General features: G+C 74.5%; 21 protein-coding genes. 10 read left to right on the top strand and 11 right to left on the bottom strand.

The window, feature by feature from the left end; all coding sequences use genetic code 11:
* The 4 genes from ACQP6G_RS15060 to ACQP6G_RS15045 all read left to right on the top strand — a co-directional run bounded on the left by ACQP6G_RS15060 (window position 1) and on the right by ACQP6G_RS15045 (window position 3,721).
* Window positions 1-1,191, top strand: a complete 1,191-nt coding sequence (locus tag ACQP6G_RS15060; protein ID WP_429765402.1) for an FAD-dependent monooxygenase — start codon at window positions 1-3, stop codon at window positions 1,189-1,191.
* A gap of 33 nt (window positions 1,192-1,224) precedes the next feature.
* The gene (locus ACQP6G_RS15055; protein WP_429765781.1) at window positions 1,225-2,637 is read left to right on the top strand and encodes an APC family permease; all 1,413 of its coding nucleotides are present in this window, start codon (window positions 1,225-1,227) and stop codon (window positions 2,635-2,637) included.
* 54 nt (window positions 2,638-2,691) lie between these two features.
* On the top strand, window positions 2,692-3,105 hold the full coding sequence (locus tag ACQP6G_RS15050) for an Hsp20/alpha crystallin family protein (RefSeq protein WP_429765400.1): 414 nt from the start codon (window positions 2,692-2,694) through the stop codon (window positions 3,103-3,105).
* 106 nt (window positions 3,106-3,211) lie between these two features.
* A complete protein-coding gene (locus tag ACQP6G_RS15045) occupies window positions 3,212-3,721 on the top strand; it encodes a hypothetical protein (protein WP_429765398.1) in 510 nt (169 codons plus the stop codon).
* Here ACQP6G_RS15045 and ACQP6G_RS15040 read toward each other — a convergent pair.
* Both ACQP6G_RS15040 and ACQP6G_RS15035 read right to left on the bottom strand, forming a co-directional pair.
* Window positions 3,697-3,933, bottom strand: a complete 237-nt coding sequence (locus tag ACQP6G_RS15040) for a HepT-like ribonuclease domain-containing protein (protein ID WP_429765396.1) — start codon at window positions 3,931-3,933, stop codon at window positions 3,697-3,699. The two genes, ACQP6G_RS15045 and ACQP6G_RS15040, sit on opposite strands and share 25 nt — an antisense overlap.
* A gap of 90 nt (window positions 3,934-4,023) precedes the next feature.
* The gene (locus ACQP6G_RS15035; protein ID WP_429765394.1) at window positions 4,024-4,614 is read right to left on the bottom strand and encodes a nucleotidyltransferase domain-containing protein; all 591 of its coding nucleotides are present in this window, start codon (window positions 4,612-4,614) and stop codon (window positions 4,024-4,026) included.
* Between the two features lie 74 nt (window positions 4,615-4,688).
* Here ACQP6G_RS15035 and ACQP6G_RS15030 point away from each other — a divergent pair, with 74 nt between their 5' ends.
* Complete coding sequence (locus tag ACQP6G_RS15030; protein ID WP_429765392.1) at window positions 4,689-5,915, top strand: NAD(P)/FAD-dependent oxidoreductase; 1,227 nt, start codon at window positions 4,689-4,691, stop codon at window positions 5,913-5,915.
* Between the two features lie 83 nt (window positions 5,916-5,998).
* Here the strand turns inward: ACQP6G_RS15030 and ACQP6G_RS15025 are convergent, their stop codons facing one another.
* The 5 genes from ACQP6G_RS15025 to ACQP6G_RS15005 all read right to left on the bottom strand — a co-directional run bounded on the left by ACQP6G_RS15025 (window position 5,999) and on the right by ACQP6G_RS15005 (window position 9,656).
* Complete coding sequence (locus tag ACQP6G_RS15025; protein WP_429765390.1) at window positions 5,999-6,763, bottom strand: ABC transporter permease; 765 nt, start codon at window positions 6,761-6,763, stop codon at window positions 5,999-6,001.
* Window positions 6,763-7,548, bottom strand: coding sequence for an ABC transporter ATP-binding protein (locus ACQP6G_RS15020; RefSeq protein ID WP_429765389.1), 786 nt, complete (start codon window positions 7,546-7,548; stop codon window positions 6,763-6,765). Before ACQP6G_RS15020 ends, ACQP6G_RS15025 begins: the two co-directional genes overlap by 1 nt.
* 26 nt (window positions 7,549-7,574) lie before the next feature.
* Window positions 7,575-8,414 carry a DUF4097 family beta strand repeat-containing protein gene (locus ACQP6G_RS15015; protein ID WP_429765387.1) on the bottom strand — a complete coding sequence of 280 codons (840 nt, stop codon included), beginning with the start codon at window positions 8,412-8,414 and terminating at the stop codon, window positions 7,575-7,577.
* Between the two features lie 78 nt (window positions 8,415-8,492).
* A complete protein-coding gene (locus ACQP6G_RS15010; RefSeq protein ID WP_429765385.1) occupies window positions 8,493-9,029 on the bottom strand; it encodes a histidine kinase in 537 nt (178 codons plus the stop codon).
* A gap of 111 nt (window positions 9,030-9,140) precedes the next feature.
* Window positions 9,141-9,656, bottom strand: a complete 516-nt coding sequence (locus ACQP6G_RS15005) for a hypothetical protein (protein ID WP_429765384.1) — start codon at window positions 9,654-9,656, stop codon at window positions 9,141-9,143.
* A gap of 34 nt (window positions 9,657-9,690) precedes the next feature.
* Here ACQP6G_RS15005 and ACQP6G_RS15000 point away from each other — a divergent pair, with 34 nt between their 5' ends.
* The gene (locus ACQP6G_RS15000; RefSeq protein ID WP_429765382.1) at window positions 9,691-10,452 is read left to right on the top strand and encodes a class I SAM-dependent methyltransferase; all 762 of its coding nucleotides are present in this window, start codon (window positions 9,691-9,693) and stop codon (window positions 10,450-10,452) included.
* A gap of 19 nt (window positions 10,453-10,471) precedes the next feature.
* Here ACQP6G_RS15000 and ACQP6G_RS14995 read toward each other — a convergent pair whose 3' ends face one another.
* On the bottom strand, window positions 10,472-11,350 hold the full coding sequence (locus ACQP6G_RS14995; protein WP_429765381.1) for a VOC family protein: 879 nt from the start codon (window positions 11,348-11,350) through the stop codon (window positions 10,472-10,474).
* 56 nt (window positions 11,351-11,406) lie between these two features.
* Entirely contained in the window at window positions 11,407-12,330 is a 924-nt protein-coding gene (locus ACQP6G_RS14990) for a ribokinase (RefSeq protein WP_429765379.1), read from the bottom strand.
* A 159-nt stretch (window positions 12,331-12,489) separates the two neighbouring features.
* Here ACQP6G_RS14990 and ACQP6G_RS14985 point away from each other — a divergent pair, with 159 nt between their 5' ends.
* Together ACQP6G_RS14985 and ACQP6G_RS14980 are read left to right on the top strand one after the other, a co-directional pair.
* Window positions 12,490-13,737, top strand: coding sequence for an endonuclease/exonuclease/phosphatase family protein (locus tag ACQP6G_RS14985; RefSeq protein ID WP_429765779.1), 1,248 nt, complete (start codon window positions 12,490-12,492; stop codon window positions 13,735-13,737).
* A 166-nt stretch (window positions 13,738-13,903) separates the two neighbouring features.
* Window positions 13,904-15,058, top strand: coding sequence for a ScyD/ScyE family protein (locus tag ACQP6G_RS14980; RefSeq protein ID WP_429765377.1), 1,155 nt, complete (start codon window positions 13,904-13,906; stop codon window positions 15,056-15,058).
* A 17-nt stretch (window positions 15,059-15,075) separates the two neighbouring features.
* Here the strand turns inward: ACQP6G_RS14980 and ACQP6G_RS14975 are convergent, their stop codons facing one another.
* Together ACQP6G_RS14975 and ACQP6G_RS14970 are read right to left on the bottom strand one after the other, a co-directional pair.
* Window positions 15,076-16,176: a Gfo/Idh/MocA family protein gene (locus ACQP6G_RS14975; RefSeq protein ID WP_429765376.1), complete on the bottom strand. Its 1,101-nt coding sequence runs from the start codon at window positions 16,174-16,176 to the stop codon at window positions 15,076-15,078.
* The gene (locus tag ACQP6G_RS14970; protein ID WP_429765374.1) at window positions 16,173-17,330 is read right to left on the bottom strand and encodes a Gfo/Idh/MocA family protein; all 1,158 of its coding nucleotides are present in this window, start codon (window positions 17,328-17,330) and stop codon (window positions 16,173-16,175) included. Before ACQP6G_RS14970 ends, ACQP6G_RS14975 begins: the two co-directional genes overlap by 4 nt.
* A gap of 124 nt (window positions 17,331-17,454) precedes the next feature.
* Here ACQP6G_RS14970 and ACQP6G_RS14965 point away from each other — a divergent pair, with 124 nt between their 5' ends.
* Complete coding sequence (locus ACQP6G_RS14965) at window positions 17,455-18,513, top strand: LacI family DNA-binding transcriptional regulator (protein ID WP_429765372.1); 1,059 nt, start codon at window positions 17,455-17,457, stop codon at window positions 18,511-18,513.
* A gap of 18 nt (window positions 18,514-18,531) precedes the next feature.
* Window positions 18,532-19,653: a threonine aldolase family protein gene (locus tag ACQP6G_RS14960; protein ID WP_429765370.1), complete on the top strand. Its 1,122-nt coding sequence runs from the start codon at window positions 18,532-18,534 to the stop codon at window positions 19,651-19,653.
* Window positions 19,654-19,725 lie beyond the last annotated feature (72 nt).

The raw sequence follows: 19,725 nt of genomic DNA, 5'->3' as shown, positions 1-19,725 counted from the left end.
GTGACACGGGGAGAGGCGGAGACGGCCCGCCACACCGCCGTCGTGATCGGCGGCGGCATCGGCGGCCTGGCGTCGGGCGTGGCGCTGGCGCGCCACGGCTGGGACGTCACGGTCGTCGAGCGCGCGACGTCGCTGGACCCGGTGGGCGCGGGGATCGTCGTCGCGCCGAACGCGGTGCGGTCGCTGGACGCGCTCGGGATCGGCGACGCGACGCGCGACCTGGCGGCGCTGCAGGGCGAGTTCGGCCTGCGCCGCCCGGACGGGAGGTGGCTGGTCCGCGGCCGCGCGGAGGGCGCCGAGTCGGTCTTCGGCGACCGCACGCTGATGCTGCACCGCGCGCAGCTGGTGGGGCTGCTCGCGGACGCGCTGCCGACCGGGGCGCTACGCCTCGGCACGACGGCGACCGTCACGGACCCGGGCACGGCCTCGCGCCCCGCACGCGTGACGACCACTGACGGCGCGGGCACGACCACGGAGGCCGACGCCGACCTCGTCGTCGCGGCCGACGGCATCGGCTCCGCCACGCGCACCCGCTGGTGGCCGAGCGCCCCCGCGCCGGTGTCCGGCGGGTCGACGGCGTGGCGGTTCGTCACCCCGCGGGTCCCCGGCGTCGTGGGCTCCGAGATCTGGGGCCGCGGGATCGTCGCCGGGGTCATGCCGCTGGCCGACGGACGCGTCTACGTGTACGTCTCGGTGGCCGACGCCGTCGGCGCCCCGCGCGGCCTCGACGAGCTGCGCGCCCGCCTCGCCGACTGGCACGACCCGGTTCCCGCGCTGCTCGCCTCCGTCGACGACGCCACGGCGCTGCGGCACGAGCTCCGGCACCTGCCCGCGCCCCCGGCATCGCTCGTGACGGGCCGGGTCGCGCTCGTCGGCGACGCCGCGCACGCGATGCTCCCGAACCTCGGGCAGGGCGGGTGCCAGGCGCTCGAGGACGGGGTGGTGCTCGGCGCGCGGGTCCGCCCGGACGACGACGTCGCGGCCGCGCTGCTGCGCTGGTCCGCCGAGCGGCGGCCGCGCGTGGCCCAGGTCATGCGGCTGTCGGCGCGGGTCTCCGGGCCGACCCTGTGGACGTCGCCCGCCGCCACGACCCTCCGTGACGCCGGGATGCGCGCCGCCGGCCGCTGGACGGAGGCGCTGGGCGCCCGAGCCCTGCGGCCCGTGATGTCCTGGCAGCCGCCCGCAGACTGACTTCGTCCTACGCTGGCACAGCCCCCACCCCAGCTGCCCGAGGAGCTGAGTCCCGCGTCTTCCGACCCCCGCCCCACGAAGGACGTTCCCAGCGCTGCTGCGCCTGAGGGACAGCTCCACCGGAGCCTGTCCCTGCGACACCTCGTCGTCTACGGCCTGCTGTTCATCGGCCCGACGGCGCCCATGGGCACCTTCGGGGTGCTGGACGCGCGCAGCAACGGCGCGGTCGCCCTCGTGTTCGTCGTCGCGACCGTGGCGATGGCGTTCACCGCGTGGTCGTACGCCCGCATGTCCGTCGCCGTCCCGAAGGCGGGGTCGGTCTCGGCCTACGCGACGGCGGGGCTGGGGCGGCGGCCGGGCTTCATGGCCGGGTGGATGATCGGCCTGGACTACCTGTTCATCCCGAGCCTGGCCGCGCTGTTCTGCGGGATCGCCAGCCACGCCCTGTTCCCCGCGGTGCCGGTCTGGGCGTTCACCGGCGCTGCCGTGCTCCTCATCACGGGCCTGAACCTCGGCGGGGTCCGGCTCGCGGCCACGGTGGGGTTCGTCGCCCTGGTCGTGGAGATCGTGGTGCTCGCCGCCTTCTGCGTCGGCGCGGTCGTCGTCCTGGTGCAGGAGGGGCCGGCCAGGCCGTGGCTGTCCCCGCTGACCGGGCTCGACGGGTTCACGCTCGCCGGGACGCTCGGCGCGGTCTCGGTGGCGGCCCTCGCCTTCCTGGGGTTCGACGCGATCGCCACCTTCGCCGAGGAGAGCACCGGCTCCCCGCGGCAGATCGGCCGGGCCCTGATCTTCTGCCTCGTCCTCGCCGGGGCCCTCTTCGTGCTCCAGACCTACCTGGGCGCGCTCCTGACGACGGCGACGCCCCAGGAGCTGGCCGCGAACCCGGAGCAGCAGGGCACGATCTTCTACACGACGATCAGCGAGGAGATGGGGGCATGGCTCGGCACCACCGTCACGACGGCGCGCGCCATCGGTCCCGTGCTCTCCGCGCTCGTCGCACAGGCCGCGGTGAGCCGCCTCATGTACGGGATGGCGCGCGACGGACAGCTGCCGGCCCGGCTCGGGTCCGTGAGCCGCCGGACCGGCGTGCCCCGGCTCGCGACCCTCGTCTCGGCGGTCGCCACGCTCCTCATCGCCGTGGCGGCGGCGGTCAGGCCCGACGGCCTCGACCTGCTGTCCTCGATGGTCACGGTCGGCGCCCTGACCGCGTTCGTCTTCCTGCACGTCGCCGTGGTCGGCTACTACGTGGTCGGCGGGCGCACCGACCGTCGGGTCCTGCACACGGTCGTCCCCGTCGTCGGCCTGGCGATCGTCGTCACCGTGCTCGTCCTGGCCAGCCATCTCGCCCTGGAGGTCGCGGCCGGGTGGCTCGTCCTGGGCCTGGTCATCATGCTCGTGCGGGGCAGGCGGCGTGACGCGTCCGCCGTCGGCGAACCCGGAAATTGAGTCGGGGTGGCTCAAGTTGAACCGGTCAGCAGCTACTCACCCGAGGAGGACAGCATGACCACCACCCTGACCCGCACCCCGTTCGCCGACGCGTGGCTCCGCGACCTGTGGACGCCGCGCCTCGCGACCGAGGGCCCCGTGCCCGCCGCCGACGTGTACCGCGACGGCGAGAACCTCGTCGCTCGCCTCGACCTGCCGGGCGTGAACCCGGCCGAGGACGTCACCGTCGAGGTCGAGGGCCGCAAGCTCGTCGTGCGCGGCGAGCGCAAGGACCAGCGCCCCGAGGAGTCCGAGGGCCGTCGCATCTCGGAGGTCCGCTTCGGTGCCTTCCGCCGCGTCGTCACCCTGCCGAAGTCCGTGGACGGCGACGCCGTCACCGCGGCCTACGACGCGGGCGTCCTGACGGTCACCGTCGCCGGCGTCTTCGCCGGCACGACGCCGCAGCGCATCGAGGTCACCAGCGCCTGATCCCAGGCTGATCTCAGGCACCGCCCGACGGCGCCCGGTCGCACCCGCGGCCGGGCGCCGTCGTCGCGTCCCGACGCAGCGCCTGAGGCGTGCTGTTCCTTGAACCATGGAAGCCATCGCCGCAGCCGTCGCTGTCCTCGGGACGCTCCTTGGAGCGCTCGTTCAGCGACGATTCCAACGCCAGAGCGCCATCGAGACGAATGAACTCGCCCGACTCGAGAGCCTCCGTCAGGAACGCCTGGCCGCCAGCGCGGAGTATGCGGAAGCACTGGCCAAGTACAGGCGCGCCCAGATCGATCGCTGGTACGCACGTGACCAGGCCGGATCGACACCTCCCGAGAACGAACATGAGGTACATCGGCAGCGAGACCTCACTCAGGGGGCTCTGTTCCGCCTTCAGCTCGTATCAGACTCAGAAGAGTTGGCGAGTCTCGCCGACTCGGTCTTTCTCGCCATGAACGCCTTTAAGGCGGCAAGCTCTCGCGATGAGGTGGAAATGGTGCGCGATTCCACGCACGCCATGATCCGTGAATTCGTGCGTGCCGCAGGACGCCAGCTTGAACCAGGCAGCACGCGGCGAGCGCACGAAGGTCAATCGAGATCGTCGAGCACCTGATGGAGCGCGGCTGCGAAGGGCTCCAGGTCGTTCTCCACGGTCGCCCGGACGATAGTCCTGTCGACCGTCGTATAGCCGTGCACGATGCGGTTCCGGGTAGCCCAGATCGCCGGCCACGCCTCGCCGAAGGCGAGCACCCGCCCGCTCTCGCTCAGGCGCGAGGCCGCATCGATCGCGGCGACGAGCCGGAGGCACACCGCGTCCACCAGCACCTGCGTCCCCCCAGGAGCCTTCGGCGACGTGCTGCCCGAGAATCGCAAGGTGCTCGAGCGACTCCCGTGCCAGCTGGGCGTCGGTGCGCTTCACAGCGCGATGGCGTGCACGGACTCGCGAACAGCCGGCCGCAGCGCCATCTCGCTCACGACGTCGACCGGCCGACCGAGTAGGGCCTCGAGCTCGACCTCGAGCGCGCCGAGAGCGAAGAGGCCGACGCCGTCGTCGAGATCGACGAGGAGGTCGACGTCGGAGTCACCTCGGTGGGTCCCGGCGGCGACGGAGCCGAAGACGCGCACCCGTCGAGCGCCATGCCGCGCGGCGGCGGCGACGATGTCGTCCCGGTGGACACGAAGCACGTCGTCGAGCACAGATCCCGCAGGGCTCGCGCCATCCACGCCCAGCGCCGAACCGGGAGCGCCCGACCTGTCCAGCAACCGCTTGACCTCCGGCTGGCTGCGCCCGAGCGCCCGAGCGATCCTGCGCTGGCTCCAACCGAGGTCCCGTGCCTGGCGCGCACCTCGCTCGAGAGTCGCACGCGCCTCGACGCGAAGCGCCTCCGCCTGGTCGGCCAACGCACCGAGGTAGTCGGCGAAGGCGCGCTCGACCGCCGACTCACCCTCTTCCTCACTTGACATACGGCCCCCTCCGATAGGTGATGCTATCGGATGCCTCGTCACACCTCCATCCCCCGTCTCGTCGTCACCGTGAGCAACCGACGAGAAGACGGACGAAGACGGACCGAGGAGACGAGATGTCGCACAGGACGCAGGTCGTGGTGGTGGGCGGCGGGTACGCCGGGGTGATGGCGGCGAACCGTCTGACGGCGCGGGACGACGTGGCCGTGACGCTGGTGAACGCCCGCCCCGTGTTCGTGGAGCGGATCCGGCTGCACCAGCGGACCGCCGGGTCGCACGACGCGGTCGCGGACTACGGGGAGCTGCTGGCCGACGCCGTGCGGCTCCGGGTCGCGACCGTCGAGCGGATCGACGCCGACGGGCGGCGGCTCGTGCTCGCCGACGGCGACACCCTCGCGTACGACTACCTGGTGTACGCGGTGGGCAGCACGAGCGCCGCTCCCCAGGTGCCGGGGGCGGCGGAGCACGCGTACCCGCTGGCGAGCCTGGAGGAGGCGGACCGGCTGGCCCCGGCACTGGCCGCGGCCGGCCCCGGCGCGCGGGTGACGGTGGTGGGCGCGGGCCCCTCGGGCATCGAGGTGGCGTCCGAGCTGGCCGAGCAGGGCCGGGCGGTGACGCTGGTCTGCGGCGACCTGCTCGGCCCGTACCTGCACCCGAACGGCCGGCGGGCCGTCGCGGCCGCGCTCGCGCGGCTCGGGGTGGAGGTCGTCGCCGGACCCGGCGCCACCGTGACGGCGGTGACGGCGGACGCGGTGCAGCTCGCCGACGGCCGCGACCTGCCGAGCGACGTCACCATCTGGACCGTGGGCTTCGCCGTCCCGGACCTGGCCGCCCGCAGCGGCCTGACCACCGACGCGGAGGGGCGCCTGCGCACCGACGAGACGCTCACCAGCCTGGACGACGACCGCATCGTCGCCGCGGGCGACGCGGGCACGCCGTCCGGCCTGCCGTACCGGATGAGCTGTCAGGCGGCCGGTCAGCTCGGCGGTGCCGCCGCGGACACCGTGCTCGCCCGGCTCGCGGGGACCGAGCCCGCGCCGGCCGCGGTCGGCTTCCTGGGCCAGTGCCTCAGTCTTGGCCGCGGGGTGGGCCTGTTCCAGTTCGCGAACCGCGGCGACGTCCCGGTGCGGGCGTTCCTCGGCGGCCGGCTGGGCGCGCGCGCCGGGGCCTGGCTCAAGGAGCTCGTGTGCCGCAGCACCGTGCTCCAGCTGACGTGGGAGGCGCGGCGGCCCGGCATCCTCCGGTACCCCTCGTTCGTCGGCGACCCGCGCCGCGCGGCGGCGGTGCGAGACGGGCGGCAGGAGACGGTGGCGCCCGACGTCGTGCCGACGGCCTCGGTGTAGCCCTGTCCCGCGCACGACGACGGCCGAGCCCCGGTGGTGGACCACCGGGGCTCGGCCGTGCGTGGCGCGGTCGCGCGGCGTCGTCAGCCGACGCGCCGCCGGTACGCGGCGACGGCGAGGGCGTAGCCGACCACCAGGATGCCGACGAGCCAGGCGAGGGCGACCCAGATGTCGCTGCCGACGGTCTGCTCCGCGAACAGGGCGCGGATCGTGTCGACAACGGAGGTCACCGGCTGGTTCTCCGCGAACCAGGCGACCGGGCCGGGCATCGTGTCCGTGGGCACGAACGCCGAGCTGATGAACGGCAGGAAGATCAGCGGGTAGCTGAAGGCGCTCGCGCCGTCGACGGTCTTCGCGGACAGCCCGGCGAGCACGGCGAGCCAGGTCAGGGCCAGCGTGAACATCGCCAGGATCCCGGCCACGGCCAGCCACGCCCCGAACGAGGCCCCCGTGCGGAAGCCCATGAGGAGCGCGACGCCGACGACGATCGCGACCGAGACGAGGTTCGCCACGACCGACGTCAGGACGTGCGCCCACAGGACGCTCGAGCGGGCGATCGGCATGGACTGGAACCGGTCGACGATCCCGCCCTGCAGGTCGAGGAACAGCCGGTACGAGGTGTACGCGACGCCCGACGCGATGGTGATGAGCAGGATGCCGGGCAGCATGTAGTTGATGTACGACTCGTCCGTGCCGAGGTCGATGGCCCCGCCGAAGACGTAGACGAACAGGAGCATCAGCGCGATCGGCGTGACCGCGGTGGTGATGATGGTGTCGGGACTGCGCAGGATGTGCCGCAGGGAGCGCCCGGTGAGGGTGCTGGTGTCGGCGAGGGCGTGGGTGGTCATCAGGATTCCTTCTCGGTACCGGTCGCGCCGACGAGCGAGAGGAAGACGTCCTCGAGGGACGGCTGCTTCTCGACGTACTCGACCTTGGCGGGCGGGAGGAGCTGCTTGAGCTCGGCGAGGGTGCCGTTCTGGATGATCGTCCCCTGGTGCAGGATGGCGATCCGGTCGGCGAGCTGCTCGGCCTCGTCGAGGTACTGCGTGGTGAGCAGCACGGTGGTGCCGTTGCTGGCGAGCTCCTTGACGGTCTCCCAGACGTCGATCCGCGCCTGCGGGTCGAGACCCGTGGTGGGCTCGTCGAGGAAGACGATCGGCGGGTCGCCGATGAGGCTCATGGCGATGTCGAGCCGACGCCGCATGCCGCCGGAGTACGTCCCCGCGCGGCGGCCGCCGGCCTCGGTGAGCGAGAACCGGCCGAGCAGGTCGTCGGCGATCGCGCCGGCGTCCGGCAGGTGCCGCAGCCTGGCGACGAGCACGAGGTTCTCGCGGCCCGTGAGGACCTCGTCGACGGCCGCGAACTGGCCGGTGAGGCTGATGGACCGGCGCACGTCGCCGGGCTTGGCCGCGACGTCGTAGCCGTGCACGACGGCGGTGCCCGCGTCGGCCTTGAGCAGCGTCGACAGGATCCGCACGAGCGTGGTCTTACCGGCGCCGTTCGAGCCGAGCAGGGCGAAGATGCTCCCGGGGGCGACGTCGAGGTCGACGCCGCGCAGCACGTGCAGCTCGCCGAACGACTTCTCGATGCCCTGCACGTGGATCGCGGGCTCGGTGGTCTGAGGTGTGGTCATGTCCGTTGCTCCGTTCTTCGGTCGGTTCACGGCCGGCGGACGACGACGTCGCCGAAGCCGGTGCTGGCGTGGATCTCTGCGGTGGTCTCGTCCTCGACCGGCCCCTCGGTGGGGGTCAGTTGGTTGCGGACGGTCCCGCTCTCCGACGAGAGGTCGAGGTAGGCGGCGGTGCCCTCGGGCACCCCGACCTCGATGGATCCGAAGGAGGTCGTGAGGGTGACGGCGCCGGACTCCAGGTTGTTGACCCGGATGCCGGCGTGCGCCGACTTGGCCGTGAGGGTGCCGCGCACGCGACTCACGGCGATGTCGCCGTGCGCCCCGTGCACCTCGAGGGTCCCGGTCACGGAGCCGACGGTCGTGGTGCCGTTGGTCGCGCGGATCGTGCCGTCGCCGAGGACCTCGTCCACGAAGACCGACCCCGCGCTCACCTTGACGTCGAGGGAGCCGGTGACGCGGCCCGCGGTCGCGGAGCCGGCGGAGACCTTGAGGTCGAGCCGCTCGACGTCGTCGACGCGGGCGTTCCCGGCCGACAGCGTCATGTCGACGGCGGCGAGCGAGCCCTCGGCGTAGAGCGAGCCGACCTTGCCGCTCAGCGACGAGCCCTCGGGGAGCTCGACGGTGATGTCGGCGGTGCCGGACGCGAACGGGAGCACGTACTGCTTCCACGAGCCGGGGTACGTGATCGACACGGCGTCGCCGTCGCGGTCGACGCGCACCGACTCGGCGGCGCGGGCGCTGCCCGACTTGGCGTTGGTCGGCAGGACGGTGACGACGACGTCGTCACGCTCCCCGGCGACCACGTGCACGTTGGCGAACGGCACGTCGACGAGGACGGGGACGGGCTGGGGGGCAGGGAAAGTGGGCATGACGGAGCTCCAACAGTGGTGTCGGTGTGGTGTCAGGGGGAGGACGGGGGCGGTGCGGTGCGCGGACGTGCGAAGGGATCAGCGCACCCAGCCGGTGACGCGGCCGGAGCCGCGCTGCTGCGGACGGGCCTGGGCGGCCGGGCGTCCGGTGGACTGCTCGAGCGCGGCCGCGACCGCACGGACGAGCCACGTGTTGACGGAGACGCCGTCGCGAGCGGCGGCGGTCTCGGCCTGCGTCTTGAGGTGGTCGGGCAGGCGCAGGGTGGTGCGGGTGGTGGCGCCGCCCTCGAGGTCGACGCTCACCGACAAGCCCGGGCCGGTCGCCTCCAGGGTCGGGGCGGACGCCGGGGCCTGCGCCGGCTCGGACGGCCCGGTCGGTGCGGTGACGACGAACTCGGGGGAACCGCCGCGGAGCCGGATGTCGACCGAGCCGGGGGCCAGATCGGCGGAGATCTCCCCCGCCGCGTCGGACAGCGCCTCGAGCAGCACCAGCCGGGCGGCGGCGTCGAGCGGGGCTGTCAGGCGGGAGGCCAGTTCCCGCGCCTCGTCCCCGCCGGCGGCGGCTGCGGTGCCGAGCTGCTGCTGCAGCTCGTCGACGTATCTCGTGAGGTCCATGGCTCCACTATGACACCACAGTGGTGTCACCACAAGCCCTTTGGCGTCATTTCTGGTGTCAATCTGGCGCCGGGTGGTGTCGCTGCGCGCCAGGGCCCGCGTCGTCGCAGGTCAGACGTGGTGCTCGCGCAGGATGCGCACCGCCCTCGGCCCGACGCCGTGCAGGGCCAGGAGCTCGGCGTCGGTCCGTGCGGCGACGTCGGCGAGGGTCGTGACACCAGCGCCGGCGAGCGCCCGCGTGGCCGGGCGTCCGATGGCGGCGGGCAGGTCGCCCACCTCCCCCGGCTCGGCGGTGTCGGCCGCCGCGAGCGCGGCCGCGAGCCGCCGCGGTGCACGGACGGACCACGCCCGCCGGACCCAGTGGTTGAGCTGCTGCCCGTCCAGCGCGGCGAGCGGGAGCCGCACCCCGAGCAGGGTCGCCCCGCGGGTCAGCGGCTCCGCCCCGGGGACGTCGGCGACGGCCGCGTCGACGTCCTCCGTCGCGAGGTGCAGCCGGACGACGTCGTCCCGCGTCACCGACGCGAAGCCCTTGCCCCGCACGGTGAACGACACCATGCCGGCGCGCGCGCTCTCGGCCGCCTCGGGCAGGGCGAGGGCGGCCTGGCGCAGCTGGGCGACCGTCGTCATCCCGTCACCCTGCCACGACGGTTAGCGTGGCGTCGTGAGCAGACCCCCGCAGGGCCCCGACGACGCCGCGCGCGGCGTGCGCCTGTTCGACGACGTCCGCCCGGACGAGGCGGACCGCGCCTACCTGCCCGGCATGAGCAGCGCGTGGAAGATGCCCTGGTACGACGTGCAGAGCTGGTGGCGGCACGCCGGGCGGCTGCACCGCCGCACCGTCGAGGTGGCCGGGATCCAGCCGGGCCAGCGCGTGCTCGACGTCGGCTGCGGCACCGGCAACCTCGCCCTCACGGTGCTGCGCGCGGTGCCCGACGCCGCGGTGACCGGCCTCGACCCGGACGGCGCCGCCCTGCGCCGCGCGGCCCGCAAGGCCCGACGGCGGCGGGTCGGGCGGCGCGGCTCGCTCACGCTGGTGCGCGGCTTCGCCGACCGGCTGCCGGCCGCCGACGCGGGCGTCGACCACGTCCTGTCCTCCCTCGCCCTGCACCACGTGCCCCTGGACGAGAAGCGCCGGTTCGCCGCCGAGCTCGCCCGCGTCCTGCGACCCGGCGGCACGGTCACGATCGCGGACCTCGACGCGCCCGGGCACGGCGGCGAGCACCGTCACGACAGCGGGCACGACCACGGGCACGGCGGGCACCGTCACCACCGGGAGATCGGGGCGAACCAGCACCGCGACGACAACGCCGACGGCGGGATCCAGCGCCTGCTCACGGACGCAGGGCTCGTGGACGCACGGGAGGTCGCGCGCGCGACATTCATGGACACCCCCGTGATGTGGGTGCAGGCGCGGCGCCCCTGACACCCGACGCCGGCAGGCGTCAGGACTTCCCGGCCTCGGCCTCGGCGGCGACGAACTCGGGCGGCGGGGCGAACTGGGAGAGCACGAGGTCGGCGCCGAACGGGTCGCGGATCGTCGCCTCCCGGGTCCACTCGGTGTCCTCGGTGGCGTGCACGACGGCGCCGCCCCGCTCGGCGGCCTCGGCGGCGGCGTCCCGGTCGGCCACCGCGAACACGACCGACCACCGCGCCGGCCCGTCGGCGGGCAGCACCCCCGCCACGACGTCCGAGAACGCCGGCGGGACGAACTCCTGCCGCTCGTGGATGCCGGGGTCCACGGTGCGGGCCAGGTGGTCGCCGTACCCGGGCACCCGCGCCATACCGGCCCCGAGGTCGTCGCTGCGCTCCCAGCCGAGCAGCGGCCCGTAGAACCGCAGCGCGGCGTCGACGTCAGGGGTGAGCAGGTTGCTGAAGTTCCAGGTGCCGGGCTCGTTGACGCGCTGCGCCCCGGCGCGGGTGCCGGCCCGCCAGAGCCGGCTGGGCGCGCCCTCCGGGTCGACGATGCGCGCCATCCACCCGGCGGCCTGCCCGGGCGGGCCGACCTGCTGCGGTGGCGAGCTCACCACGCCGCCCAGCTCGGCGACGCGGGCCGCCGCGGCCTCGAGGTCGTCCACGGCGAGGTACGTGTGCCACGCCGGCTCGCCGTCGTACCCCGGGTCGGGCGTGGCGACCGCGGCGATCGCCGTCGCATCGGTGCCGTCCCACGACGCCACGGCGTACCGCCCGGGCGCACCCGGCGGCAGCTTCTCGGTGAACCGCCACCCGAACAGCGCGCCGTAGAACGCGAGCGCCGCGTCGACGTCGGCGACCTCCAGGTCGATCCAGCTCGGGACCCCGTGCGGGTACGTGTGCTGACTCATCTCCCCAGGTTGCACCGGCCCACCGACACCTCGCCCGACGGCACGGCTGCCGCGGGTCACACCGCGGGCAGCTCGTCGCCGGCCGACGGGTAGGAGGCCTGCGCGCCCGGGGAGCGCACGGCGTACGCGCCGACGCGGGCCGCCGTGCGCGCGGCGTCGACGAGGCCGTCTCCCCGCGCGAGCCCGTGGGCGAGCGCTCCGACGAACGCGTCGCCGGCTCCCGTGGTGTCGACGGCGCGCACCCGCGGCGCCGGCACCGCCGTCACGTCGTCGTCCTGCCCGACCAGCGCCCCGCGGGGCCCGAGGGTCAGCACGACCGACCGCACCCCGCGCGCGAGCAGGCCCCGCACCAGCACCTCCTCGCTCTCCTCGGCGGGGACACCCAGCGCCCCGGCCACGAGCCGCGCCTCGTGCTCGTTGAGCACCAGCGGGTCGGCGCGCAGCAGCACGTCCTCGTCGACGTCGAGCACCGGCGCGAGGTTGACGACGAGCCGGCCCCGCGCGGTCCGCGCGGCGGCCTCGATGGCCGCCCGCGGGATCTCGCCCTGCAGCACGACGCTCGCGGCGCCCGCGACGAGACCGGCGTGCGCGCTCACCATGGTCTCGTCGACGGCCCCGTTGGCGCCGGGGACGACGACGATGGAGTTCTCGCCGTCGTCGCTCACGGTGACGATCGCGATGCCGGTGCGGCGCCCGGGCGCGACCGCCAGGGCCGTGAGGTCGACACCGGCGGACCGGAGCCCTGCGAGCGCCGCGTCGGCGAACTCGTCGTCGCCCACTGCGCCGACGAACGCGACGTCCGCGCCCAGCCGGGCGGCCGCGACGGCCTGGTTGGCCCCCTTGCCGCCGGACATGACGCGCATGCCGTGCCCGAGGACCGTCTCGCCGGGCGCCGGGTGCGCCGTCACGCCGACGAGCAGGTCCGCGTTGGTGGACCCGACGACCACCACCCGGCCGGTCGAGGACGTCACCGAGCCCATTCCCGTCACCTCCTGCGCCGTCGTGCGCCGTCGTGTCCCGTACGTCCCGGAAACGATGACACACGGCGCGTCCGCCCTCACCCCGCGGCCGACGTTCACGCGCCGTTGAGGCGGGCGTCACCGGCCGGCGCTAGCGTCGGCCGGGTGACCACGCCCACGATGCGACGACGCACCCTCACGGCCGCCACGGCGCTCGCCGTGGCCCTCCCCACCGCCCTCCTCCCCCTCGCCGCGAGCGCCCACGGGCACCACGGCGGGCACCACGGCGGGCACGGTCCCGACCGCTCGCTGCGCGTGGCGACGTACAACCTGTCGCTGAACCGCGCGGCGGAGGGCGAGCTGCAGGCCGACCTGTCCACCGGCGACGACCCGCAGGCCCGCACGGTCGCGGAGGTCATCCAGCGCGCGGACCCGGACGTCGTCCTGCTCAACGAGTTCGACCACGACGCCGCCCACGCGAGCGTGGACCTGTTCCGCGAGAACTACCTCGAGGTGCCGCAGGGCGGCGCCGACCCGGTGCGCTACCGCTACGCGTACACCGCGCCGTCGAACACGGGGATCCCCAGCGGCGTCGACCTCGACAACAGCGGCACGGTGGGCGGCGGCAACGACGCCTTCGGCTTCGGCGAGTTCCCGGGCCAGTACGGCATGGTCGTGCTGTCGAAGTACCCGATCGACACCCGGAACGTGCGCACCTTCCAGCACTTCCTGTGGAAGGACATGCCGGGTGCGCTGCTGCCCGACGACCCCGCCACGCCCGAGCCCGCGGACTGGTACTCCCCCGCGGAGCTCGACGTCGTGCGGCTGTCCAGCAAGTCGCACTGGGACGTGCCCGTCCGCGTGGGCCGCGAGACGGTGCACGTGCTCGCCGCGCACCCCACCCCGCCGACGTTCGACGGGCCGGAGGACCGCAACGGGCGCCGCAACCACGACGAGATCCGGTTCTGGGCCGACTACGTGACGCCCGGGAAGGCCTCGCGCTACGTCTACGACGACGAGGGCGGGCGCGGCGGGCTGAAGCCCGGCGAGCGCTTCGTGATCCTCGGCGACCAGAACGCCGACCCGCTCGACGGCGACTCGGTGGACGCGGCGATCGACCAGCTCCTGGACCACCCGCGGGTCACGGACCCGCGCCCGACGTCGGAGGGCGCGGTCGAGGCGTCGTCCCTGCAGGGCGGCGCCAACGCGACGCACCGGGGCGACCCCGCCCTCGACACGGCCGACTTCGCCGACACCGCGCCGGGCAACCTGCGGGCCGACTACGTGCTGCCGTCGAGGGGCCTGCCCGTGCGCGACGCCGGCGTGTTCTGGCCCACGCAGGCCGACCCGCTGTCCCGGCTCACCGGCACGTACCCGTTCCCGTCCAGCGACCACCGCCTGGTGTGGGTGGACCTGCGGGTCGGCTGACCGCGGACACGGCGCCGCGGAGAGCGCGCCGCGGGACCGGTGCCGAGGGCATCCCGAATCACCCGCGCTTCACCCCCGCCGCCGGCACCCCGCCGGTGCGAGCGCCCCCGGGCGGTCGCAGGCTCGACAGTGCTGTGCCATCTCACCGTCGAGCCCTGGAGATCCCATGAGACGCGCCCTCACCGCGGCCGCCGCAGCAGCGACGGCGCTGCTGCTCGCCGCGAGTCCCGCCGCCGCCCACGGCGGCAAGCCCGCACCGAAGCCCCCGACGGTCACCGAGATCGCCTCCGGCCTGGTCACCCCGCTCAGCGCCGCGGTCGGCGCCAAGGGCACCTCGTACGTCACCCAGAACTTCGCCGGCCTGCTCACCGAGGTGGACAAGCGCGGCGACGCCACCGTCCTCTACGCGTCCGCGAACGGCGAGGAGGTGGGCGGCGTCTCCTACCGCGACCGCCGCCTCACGTTCACCGAGACCCTCATCGACGACGAGACGGGTCCCGTCGCGTCGAGCATCAAGACGCTGCGCCTCGACAAGAAGGGCAACCCGACCGGCCCGGCGCGCACGCTCGCGGACGTCCGCGCGTACGAGGACGCGAACAACCCGGACGGCGACGTCACCTACGGGTTCCGCGACGTCGACCAGGCCTGCCTGGACCAGGCACCGCCGGACGGCATCCCGGTCCGGTACGAGGGGATCCAGGACTCGCACCCCTACGCGACCACCCGCGGCTGGGGCACGACCTTCGTCGCCGACGCGGGCATGAACGCGATCCTCTCCGTGAGCGATCGCGGCCGCGTGCGCACCGTCGCGGTGCTGCCCGCGCAGCCGGCCGTCGTCACGGCGGACGCCGCGGCGATGTTCGGCCTGCCGGACTGCGTCGTCGGCGAGACGTACTGGTTCGAGCCCGTCCCCACGGACGTCGAGGTCGGCCCCTGGGGCCAGCTCTACGTCACCACCCTGCCGGGCGGGCCGGAGGACGACAGCCTCGGCGCGCGGGCGGCGGTCTACCGCGTGAACCCCTGGTCGGGTTCCGTGCGGATGGTCGCGGGCGACCTCCTCAGCGCCACGAACCTTGCCGTCTCGCCGTCCGGGGACGTCTACGTCGCGGAGCTGTTCGGCGGGAAGATCACGCAGGTGACGCGCCACGGGAACCGCACCGTCGTCGAGACCGCGCTGCCCGCCGGCCTCGAGTGGGACCACGGTGACCTCCTGGCCACCACGAACGCGCTGCCCGGCGAGGGCGCCCCGCCCGACGGCCACCTCGTGCGCGTCGACCTCTCCCGGTCGCACGGCCACGGCCACGGCCACCACGGCCGCTGACCGTCCCTGGTCGTGGGTCAGGGCGTCAGCACCCGGGCCTGCTGCTGGGCGAGGACGCTCAGCTCGGCGGCCGTGAAGGCGTGCTCCTGGGTCATCGCGTTCTCGGTGCGCTCCAGGCAGTCGAGGATGAGCTGCCCGAAGTAGGGGAAGCCGACCTGGCCGTCCGCGACCAGGTGGTGCTCGCCCTCGCCGTCGACGAGGAACACGTGGCCGCCGCCCTCGCCGGTGCCGACGTTGACGTACTTGCGCAGCTCGATGTACCCCTCGGTGCCGAGGATGATCGTGCGGCCGTCGCCCCACGTGCTCAGCCCGTCCGGCGTGAACCAGTCGACGCGCACGTACCCGGTGGCCCCGTTGTCCATGACGATGCCGGCCTCGCCGAAGTCGTCCAGCTCGGGGTGGTCCGGGTGGTGGTAGTTCGCGATGGCGGCGTGGCTGATCTCCGCGTCCTTCGCGCCCGCGTAGTGCAGCATCTGGTCGAAGTTGTGGCTCCCGATGTCGCACAGGATGCCGCCGTACTTCTCCTTCTCGAAGAACCAGTCCGGTCGCCCGGTGCCGAGACGGTGCGGGCCCAGGCCCATCACCTGCAGCACGCGACCGATCGCCCCGCGGTCGATGAGCTGCTCCGCGAGCACGGCCGCCTCGACGTGGATCCGCTCGGAGTAGTAGACGGCGTACTTCTGACCGGTGCGGGCCGTGGCCTCGCGCGCGGCGGCGAGCTGGTCGAGCGTCGTCAGCGGCGCCTTGTCGGTGAAGTAGTCCTTGCCGGCCTCGATCACCCGCAGCCCGAGCGGCGCCCGCTCGGACGTCACCGCGGCGCCCGCGACGAGCCGCACCTCGGCGTCGTCGAGGATCTCGGCCTCGCTGCGCGCCACCCGCACGTCGGGGAACTTGCTGCGCATCACCTCGACCTTGGCCGGGTCGGGGTCGTACACCCACTTCAGGGTGCCGCCGGCGCCCGCGAGGCCCTCGCACATGCCGAACACGTGGCCGTGGTCGAGGCTGGTCGCCGCGAAGACGAACTCCCCCGGCTCGACGACGGGCGCGGGCACGGGCTCCGGCGCGTACGCGGCGCCGCTCGCGGTGCTCGCCGCGCTGATCGGGCTGCCCGCGCTCATGCCTTCGCCCCCACCGTGATCGCCCCCGGCAGCTCGCCCACCGACGCCGTCTTCTCGAAGAACCGCGGCGCCCGCTCCAGGAGGGTGCCGGTGCGGTAGTAGGGGTCGTCGGGCGACAGCGGCAGGTCCACGGTGCGGCGCTCGATGCCCGCCTCGTAGATGGCGGTGACCAGCTCGATGGCGCGGCGGCCGGCGTCGCCGTCGACGGCCGGACGCCGGCGCTCGCGCACGGCGTCGAGCATGTCGGCGATCTGCCCGGCGTGGCCGGTGTGCTCCAGCGGCCGGTGCGCCGCCGCGACGGCCTCGATCTGCGCGACCCGCTCCGTGTCGTCCTCGTCGGCGGGGAAGCCGTTCGGGTTGGCCAGGTTCGCCTCGACCTTCCACGGCTGCGAGACGCGCGCGTTCCGGCCCTGCACGACGATCGCCTGCTCCTCGCCGTGGCTCACCACGGAGGCGGTGACCTCGGCGAGCGCGCGGTCGTACTGCAGCACGCTCACCGACAGGTCCTCGACCTCGGCGTTCTCGTGCGCGGCGTTGGTGAGCACCGACGTCACGGCCTTCGGCGAGCCGAGCATCCACAGCGTCATGTCGAGGTGGTGGATGGCGTGGTTGAGCGTGCAGCCGCCGCCCTCGCGCTCCCAGGTGCCGCGCCACCACAGGTCGTAGTACTCGGTGCCGCGCCACCAGGCGGAGCTGACCTGGGCGTGCGTGACGGGGCCCGCGAGGCCGGAGTCGAGCACCTCCTTGAGGGTCGCGATGTCGTCGCGGAACCGGTTCTGCGCGACGACGGACAGCAGGCGGCCGTTGTCCTGCGCGGCGGCGATCATCGCGTCGCACTCCTCGAGCGACGGCGCCATGGGCTTCTCGACGAGCACGTCGACGCCGGCCTCCAGGGCCTGGATCGACAGGGCGGCGTGGGTGGACGGCGGCGTCGCGACGCTGACGAGGTCGAGGTGCTGCCCGGCGGCGAGCATCTCGGCCGCGTCGGTGTAGACGCGGGCGCCGTCGAGCCCGAGCTCCGCGCGCATGGCCTCGGCGCGGCCCGGGGCGGGGTCGCACAGCGCGACGATCTCGCACTCCCCCGCGAAGCGCTGGTAGCCGTCGACGTGCGCCCGGGCGATGCCGCCCGTGCCGACGATCCCGATGGTGAGCATGGTTCCTCCGATGGAACGAGCTGGCTGACGATCCGGCATGATACGTATCATGCAGCGGTGATCAGACTGGCCGCCGGGCAGCGGACCTGTCAAGGCGAGAGGTGAGGGAGGTCATACTGTGGCGGTGCCGAACCCACCCACCAGCCGCGACGTCGCGCGCCTCGCCGGGGTGTCCCAGGCGACGGTGTCCTACGCGCTCACCGGGCGCGGCACCATCTCGGCGGCCACCCGCGCGCGGGTGCTCGAGGTGGCCGAGTCGGTCGGCTACCGGCCCAACCTCGCCGCGCGGTCCATGCGCACCCGGCGGTCCGGCCGGCTCGCCGTGGTGACCGGCGCGAGCCTGGACCACCAGGTCAGGCTGCTCACCGGCGCCGGGGAGGTCGCCGAGGCGGCGGGGTACGTGATGGAGACCCACACCGTCGACGGCACCCTCGAGGAGCGCACCGGTCGCGTCCGGGACCTCGCCGAGAGCGGCCAGTACGAGGGCGTCCTCACCCTCGTCCCCGTGCTGCCCGCGGCCCTCGCGGACCCGTCCGGCTCCGCGAGCCCGGACGGGGGCGCGCCCGTCGTCGCCGAGGCCACGTTCGACGAGCAGATGCGCAGCGTCGGCAACCTCGCCGACGCGAGCACCGTCGAGGTGCTGGTCGGGGCGCTCGTGGCCGCCGGGTACCGCCGGTTCGTGCACGTCGCGGGCCCCGACCACTACGCCTCGGCCCGCGCCCGCCGCGACGTGTACCTGGCGTCCGTCGCCCGGGCCGCCGCGGACCCCACCACGGCCGACGTCGTGTCCCTCGGGGTCATCGGCGGCTCCTGGTCGGGCGACGACGCGCGTCGCGCCGTCGCCGAGATCCCCGCGGACGCGCCACCCCTCGCGGTCGTCGCCGGGAACGACTACCTCGCTGCGGGCGTGGTGCGCGGCGCCGCCGAGCGCGGCTGGTCGGTGCCGGACGACCTCGTCGTCACCGGCTGGGACAACTTCGCGATGGGGGCGCTGATGATGCCGTCGCTCACCACCGTCGACGTCGACTTCCCCGAGGCCGGCCGCACTGCGATGCGCCGGCTGGTCGCGACCGTGCGAGGCGAGCCCCGTCCGGCGCCCGGCGCGCCGATCCACCGCATCGTGTGGCGGGAGTCCACCGGCGGGCGCCCCGGTGCGGAGGCCGTCCAGGAACCGCCCCGGTGACGCCCTTACCCTGAGCCCGTGACCGAGCCCCGCACCCTCCCGCCGTTCGCCTCCGACAACTACGCGCCCGCGCACCCGGACGTCCTCGCCGCCGTCGCCGCGGCGAACGACGGGTACGCCGTCGCGTACGGGGACGACCCGTGGACGGCGCGCCTCGACGCCCGCGTGCGCGAGGTGTTCGGCGCCGGGGCGCTCGCGTTCCCCGTGCTCAACGGCACCGGCGCGAACGTCGTGTCGCTCACCGCGCTGTCGCCGCGCTGGGGCGGCGTCGTGGTGTCCGACGTCGCGCACGTGAACACCGACGAGAACGGCGCGCCCGAGCGGGTCGGCGGCCTCAAGCTGCTCGCCTGCCCGTCCGTGGACGGCCGGATCACGCCCGACGACGTCGCGCGCTGGGCCGGGCAGCGCGACGACGTGCACCGCGCCCACCCCGCGGTGCTGTCCCTCACGCAGTCGACCGAGCTCGGCACCGTCTACCCGCTCGAGGAACTGCGGACGCTGACGCACGTCGCGCACGACCTGGGGATGGCCGTGCACGTGGACGGCTCACGCCTCGCGAACGCGGCCGCGACGCTGGGCTGCTCGCTGCGGGACCTCACCACCGACGCGGGCGTCGACGTCGTCTCCCTCGGCGCCGCGAAGAACGGCGGCATGCTCGGCGAGGCCGTGCTGGTCCTCGGGCCCGACGCCGCCCCGGACGCCGCGTCCGGCCGCGCGCGGGAGGCGGCCGCCGCCGCCGTGCCGTTCCTGCGCAAGGCGACGATGCAGCTCGCGTCCAAGACGCGGTTCGTCTCCGCGCAGCTCCTGGCCCTGCTCGGGGAGCCGGACGACGCGGAGCCGCTGTGGCACCGCAACGCCGCGCGCGCGAACGCGATGGCCGCGCGGCTGCGCGCGGGGCTCGAGGCGCTGGCCGGGTCGGACGGCGACGGCGTGCGCGTCACCCGCCCCACCGAGGCGAACGCCGTCTTCGCCACGCTCCCCCGCCCCGCCGCCGACCGGCTGCGCGCCGTCGCCCGCTTCTACGACTGGGCCGACGGCGAGACGCCCGACCGCGTCGAGGTGCGGCTCATGTGCGCCTGGGACACCGCGCCGGGGACGGTCGACGCGTTCGTCGCGGCGGCCGCCGACGCCCTCACCTGATCGCAGCGGCAGTTCGGGTTCGGCGCGGCAGTTCGAGCTGCCGCGCCGAGCCAGAACTGCCGTTCCGACCGG

The sequence above is a fragment of the Isoptericola nanjingensis genome (assembly GCF_050311635.1).
GTDB lineage: Bacteria > Actinomycetota > Actinomycetes > Actinomycetales > Cellulomonadaceae > Isoptericola > Isoptericola nanjingensis.
This window is presented reverse-complemented; position numbering and strand designations above follow the sequence as displayed.

Coding starts and splice junctions, on each gene's coding strand:
- ACQP6G_RS15030 (WP_429765392.1), top strand. CDS start 4,689: ATGTCGCACAGGACGCAGGTCGTGGTGGTGGGCGGCGGGTACGCCGGG.
- ACQP6G_RS14985 (WP_429765779.1), top strand. CDS start 12,490: ATGCGACGACGCACCCTCACGGCCGCCACGGCGCTCGCCGTGGCCCTC.
- ACQP6G_RS15045 (WP_429765398.1), top strand. CDS start 3,212: ATGGAAGCCATCGCCGCAGCCGTCGCTGTCCTCGGGACGCTCCTTGGA.
- ACQP6G_RS15050 (WP_429765400.1), top strand. CDS start 2,692: ATGACCACCACCCTGACCCGCACCCCGTTCGCCGACGCGTGGCTCCGC.
- ACQP6G_RS15025 (WP_429765390.1), bottom strand. CDS start 6,763: ATGACCACCCACGCCCTCGCCGACACCAGCACCCTCACCGGGCGCTCC.
- ACQP6G_RS14990 (WP_429765379.1), bottom strand. CDS start 12,330: ATGGGCTCGGTGACGTCCTCGACCGGCCGGGTGGTGGTCGTCGGGTCC.
- ACQP6G_RS15015 (WP_429765387.1), bottom strand. CDS start 8,414: ATGCCCACTTTCCCTGCCCCCCAGCCCGTCCCCGTCCTCGTCGACGTG.
- ACQP6G_RS15010 (WP_429765385.1), bottom strand. CDS start 9,029: ATGGACCTCACGAGATACGTCGACGAGCTGCAGCAGCAGCTCGGCACC.
- ACQP6G_RS15020 (WP_429765389.1), bottom strand. CDS start 7,548: ATGACCACACCTCAGACCACCGAGCCCGCGATCCACGTGCAGGGCATC.
- ACQP6G_RS14970 (WP_429765374.1), bottom strand. CDS start 17,330: ATGCTCACCATCGGGATCGTCGGCACGGGCGGCATCGCCCGGGCGCAC.
- ACQP6G_RS14995 (WP_429765381.1), bottom strand. CDS start 11,350: ATGAGTCAGCACACGTACCCGCACGGGGTCCCGAGCTGGATCGACCTG.
- ACQP6G_RS15005 (WP_429765384.1), bottom strand. CDS start 9,656: ATGACGACGGTCGCCCAGCTGCGCCAGGCCGCCCTCGCCCTGCCCGAG.
- ACQP6G_RS14975 (WP_429765376.1), bottom strand. CDS start 16,176: ATGAGCGCGGGCAGCCCGATCAGCGCGGCGAGCACCGCGAGCGGCGCC.
- ACQP6G_RS14980 (WP_429765377.1), top strand. CDS start 13,904: ATGAGACGCGCCCTCACCGCGGCCGCCGCAGCAGCGACGGCGCTGCTG.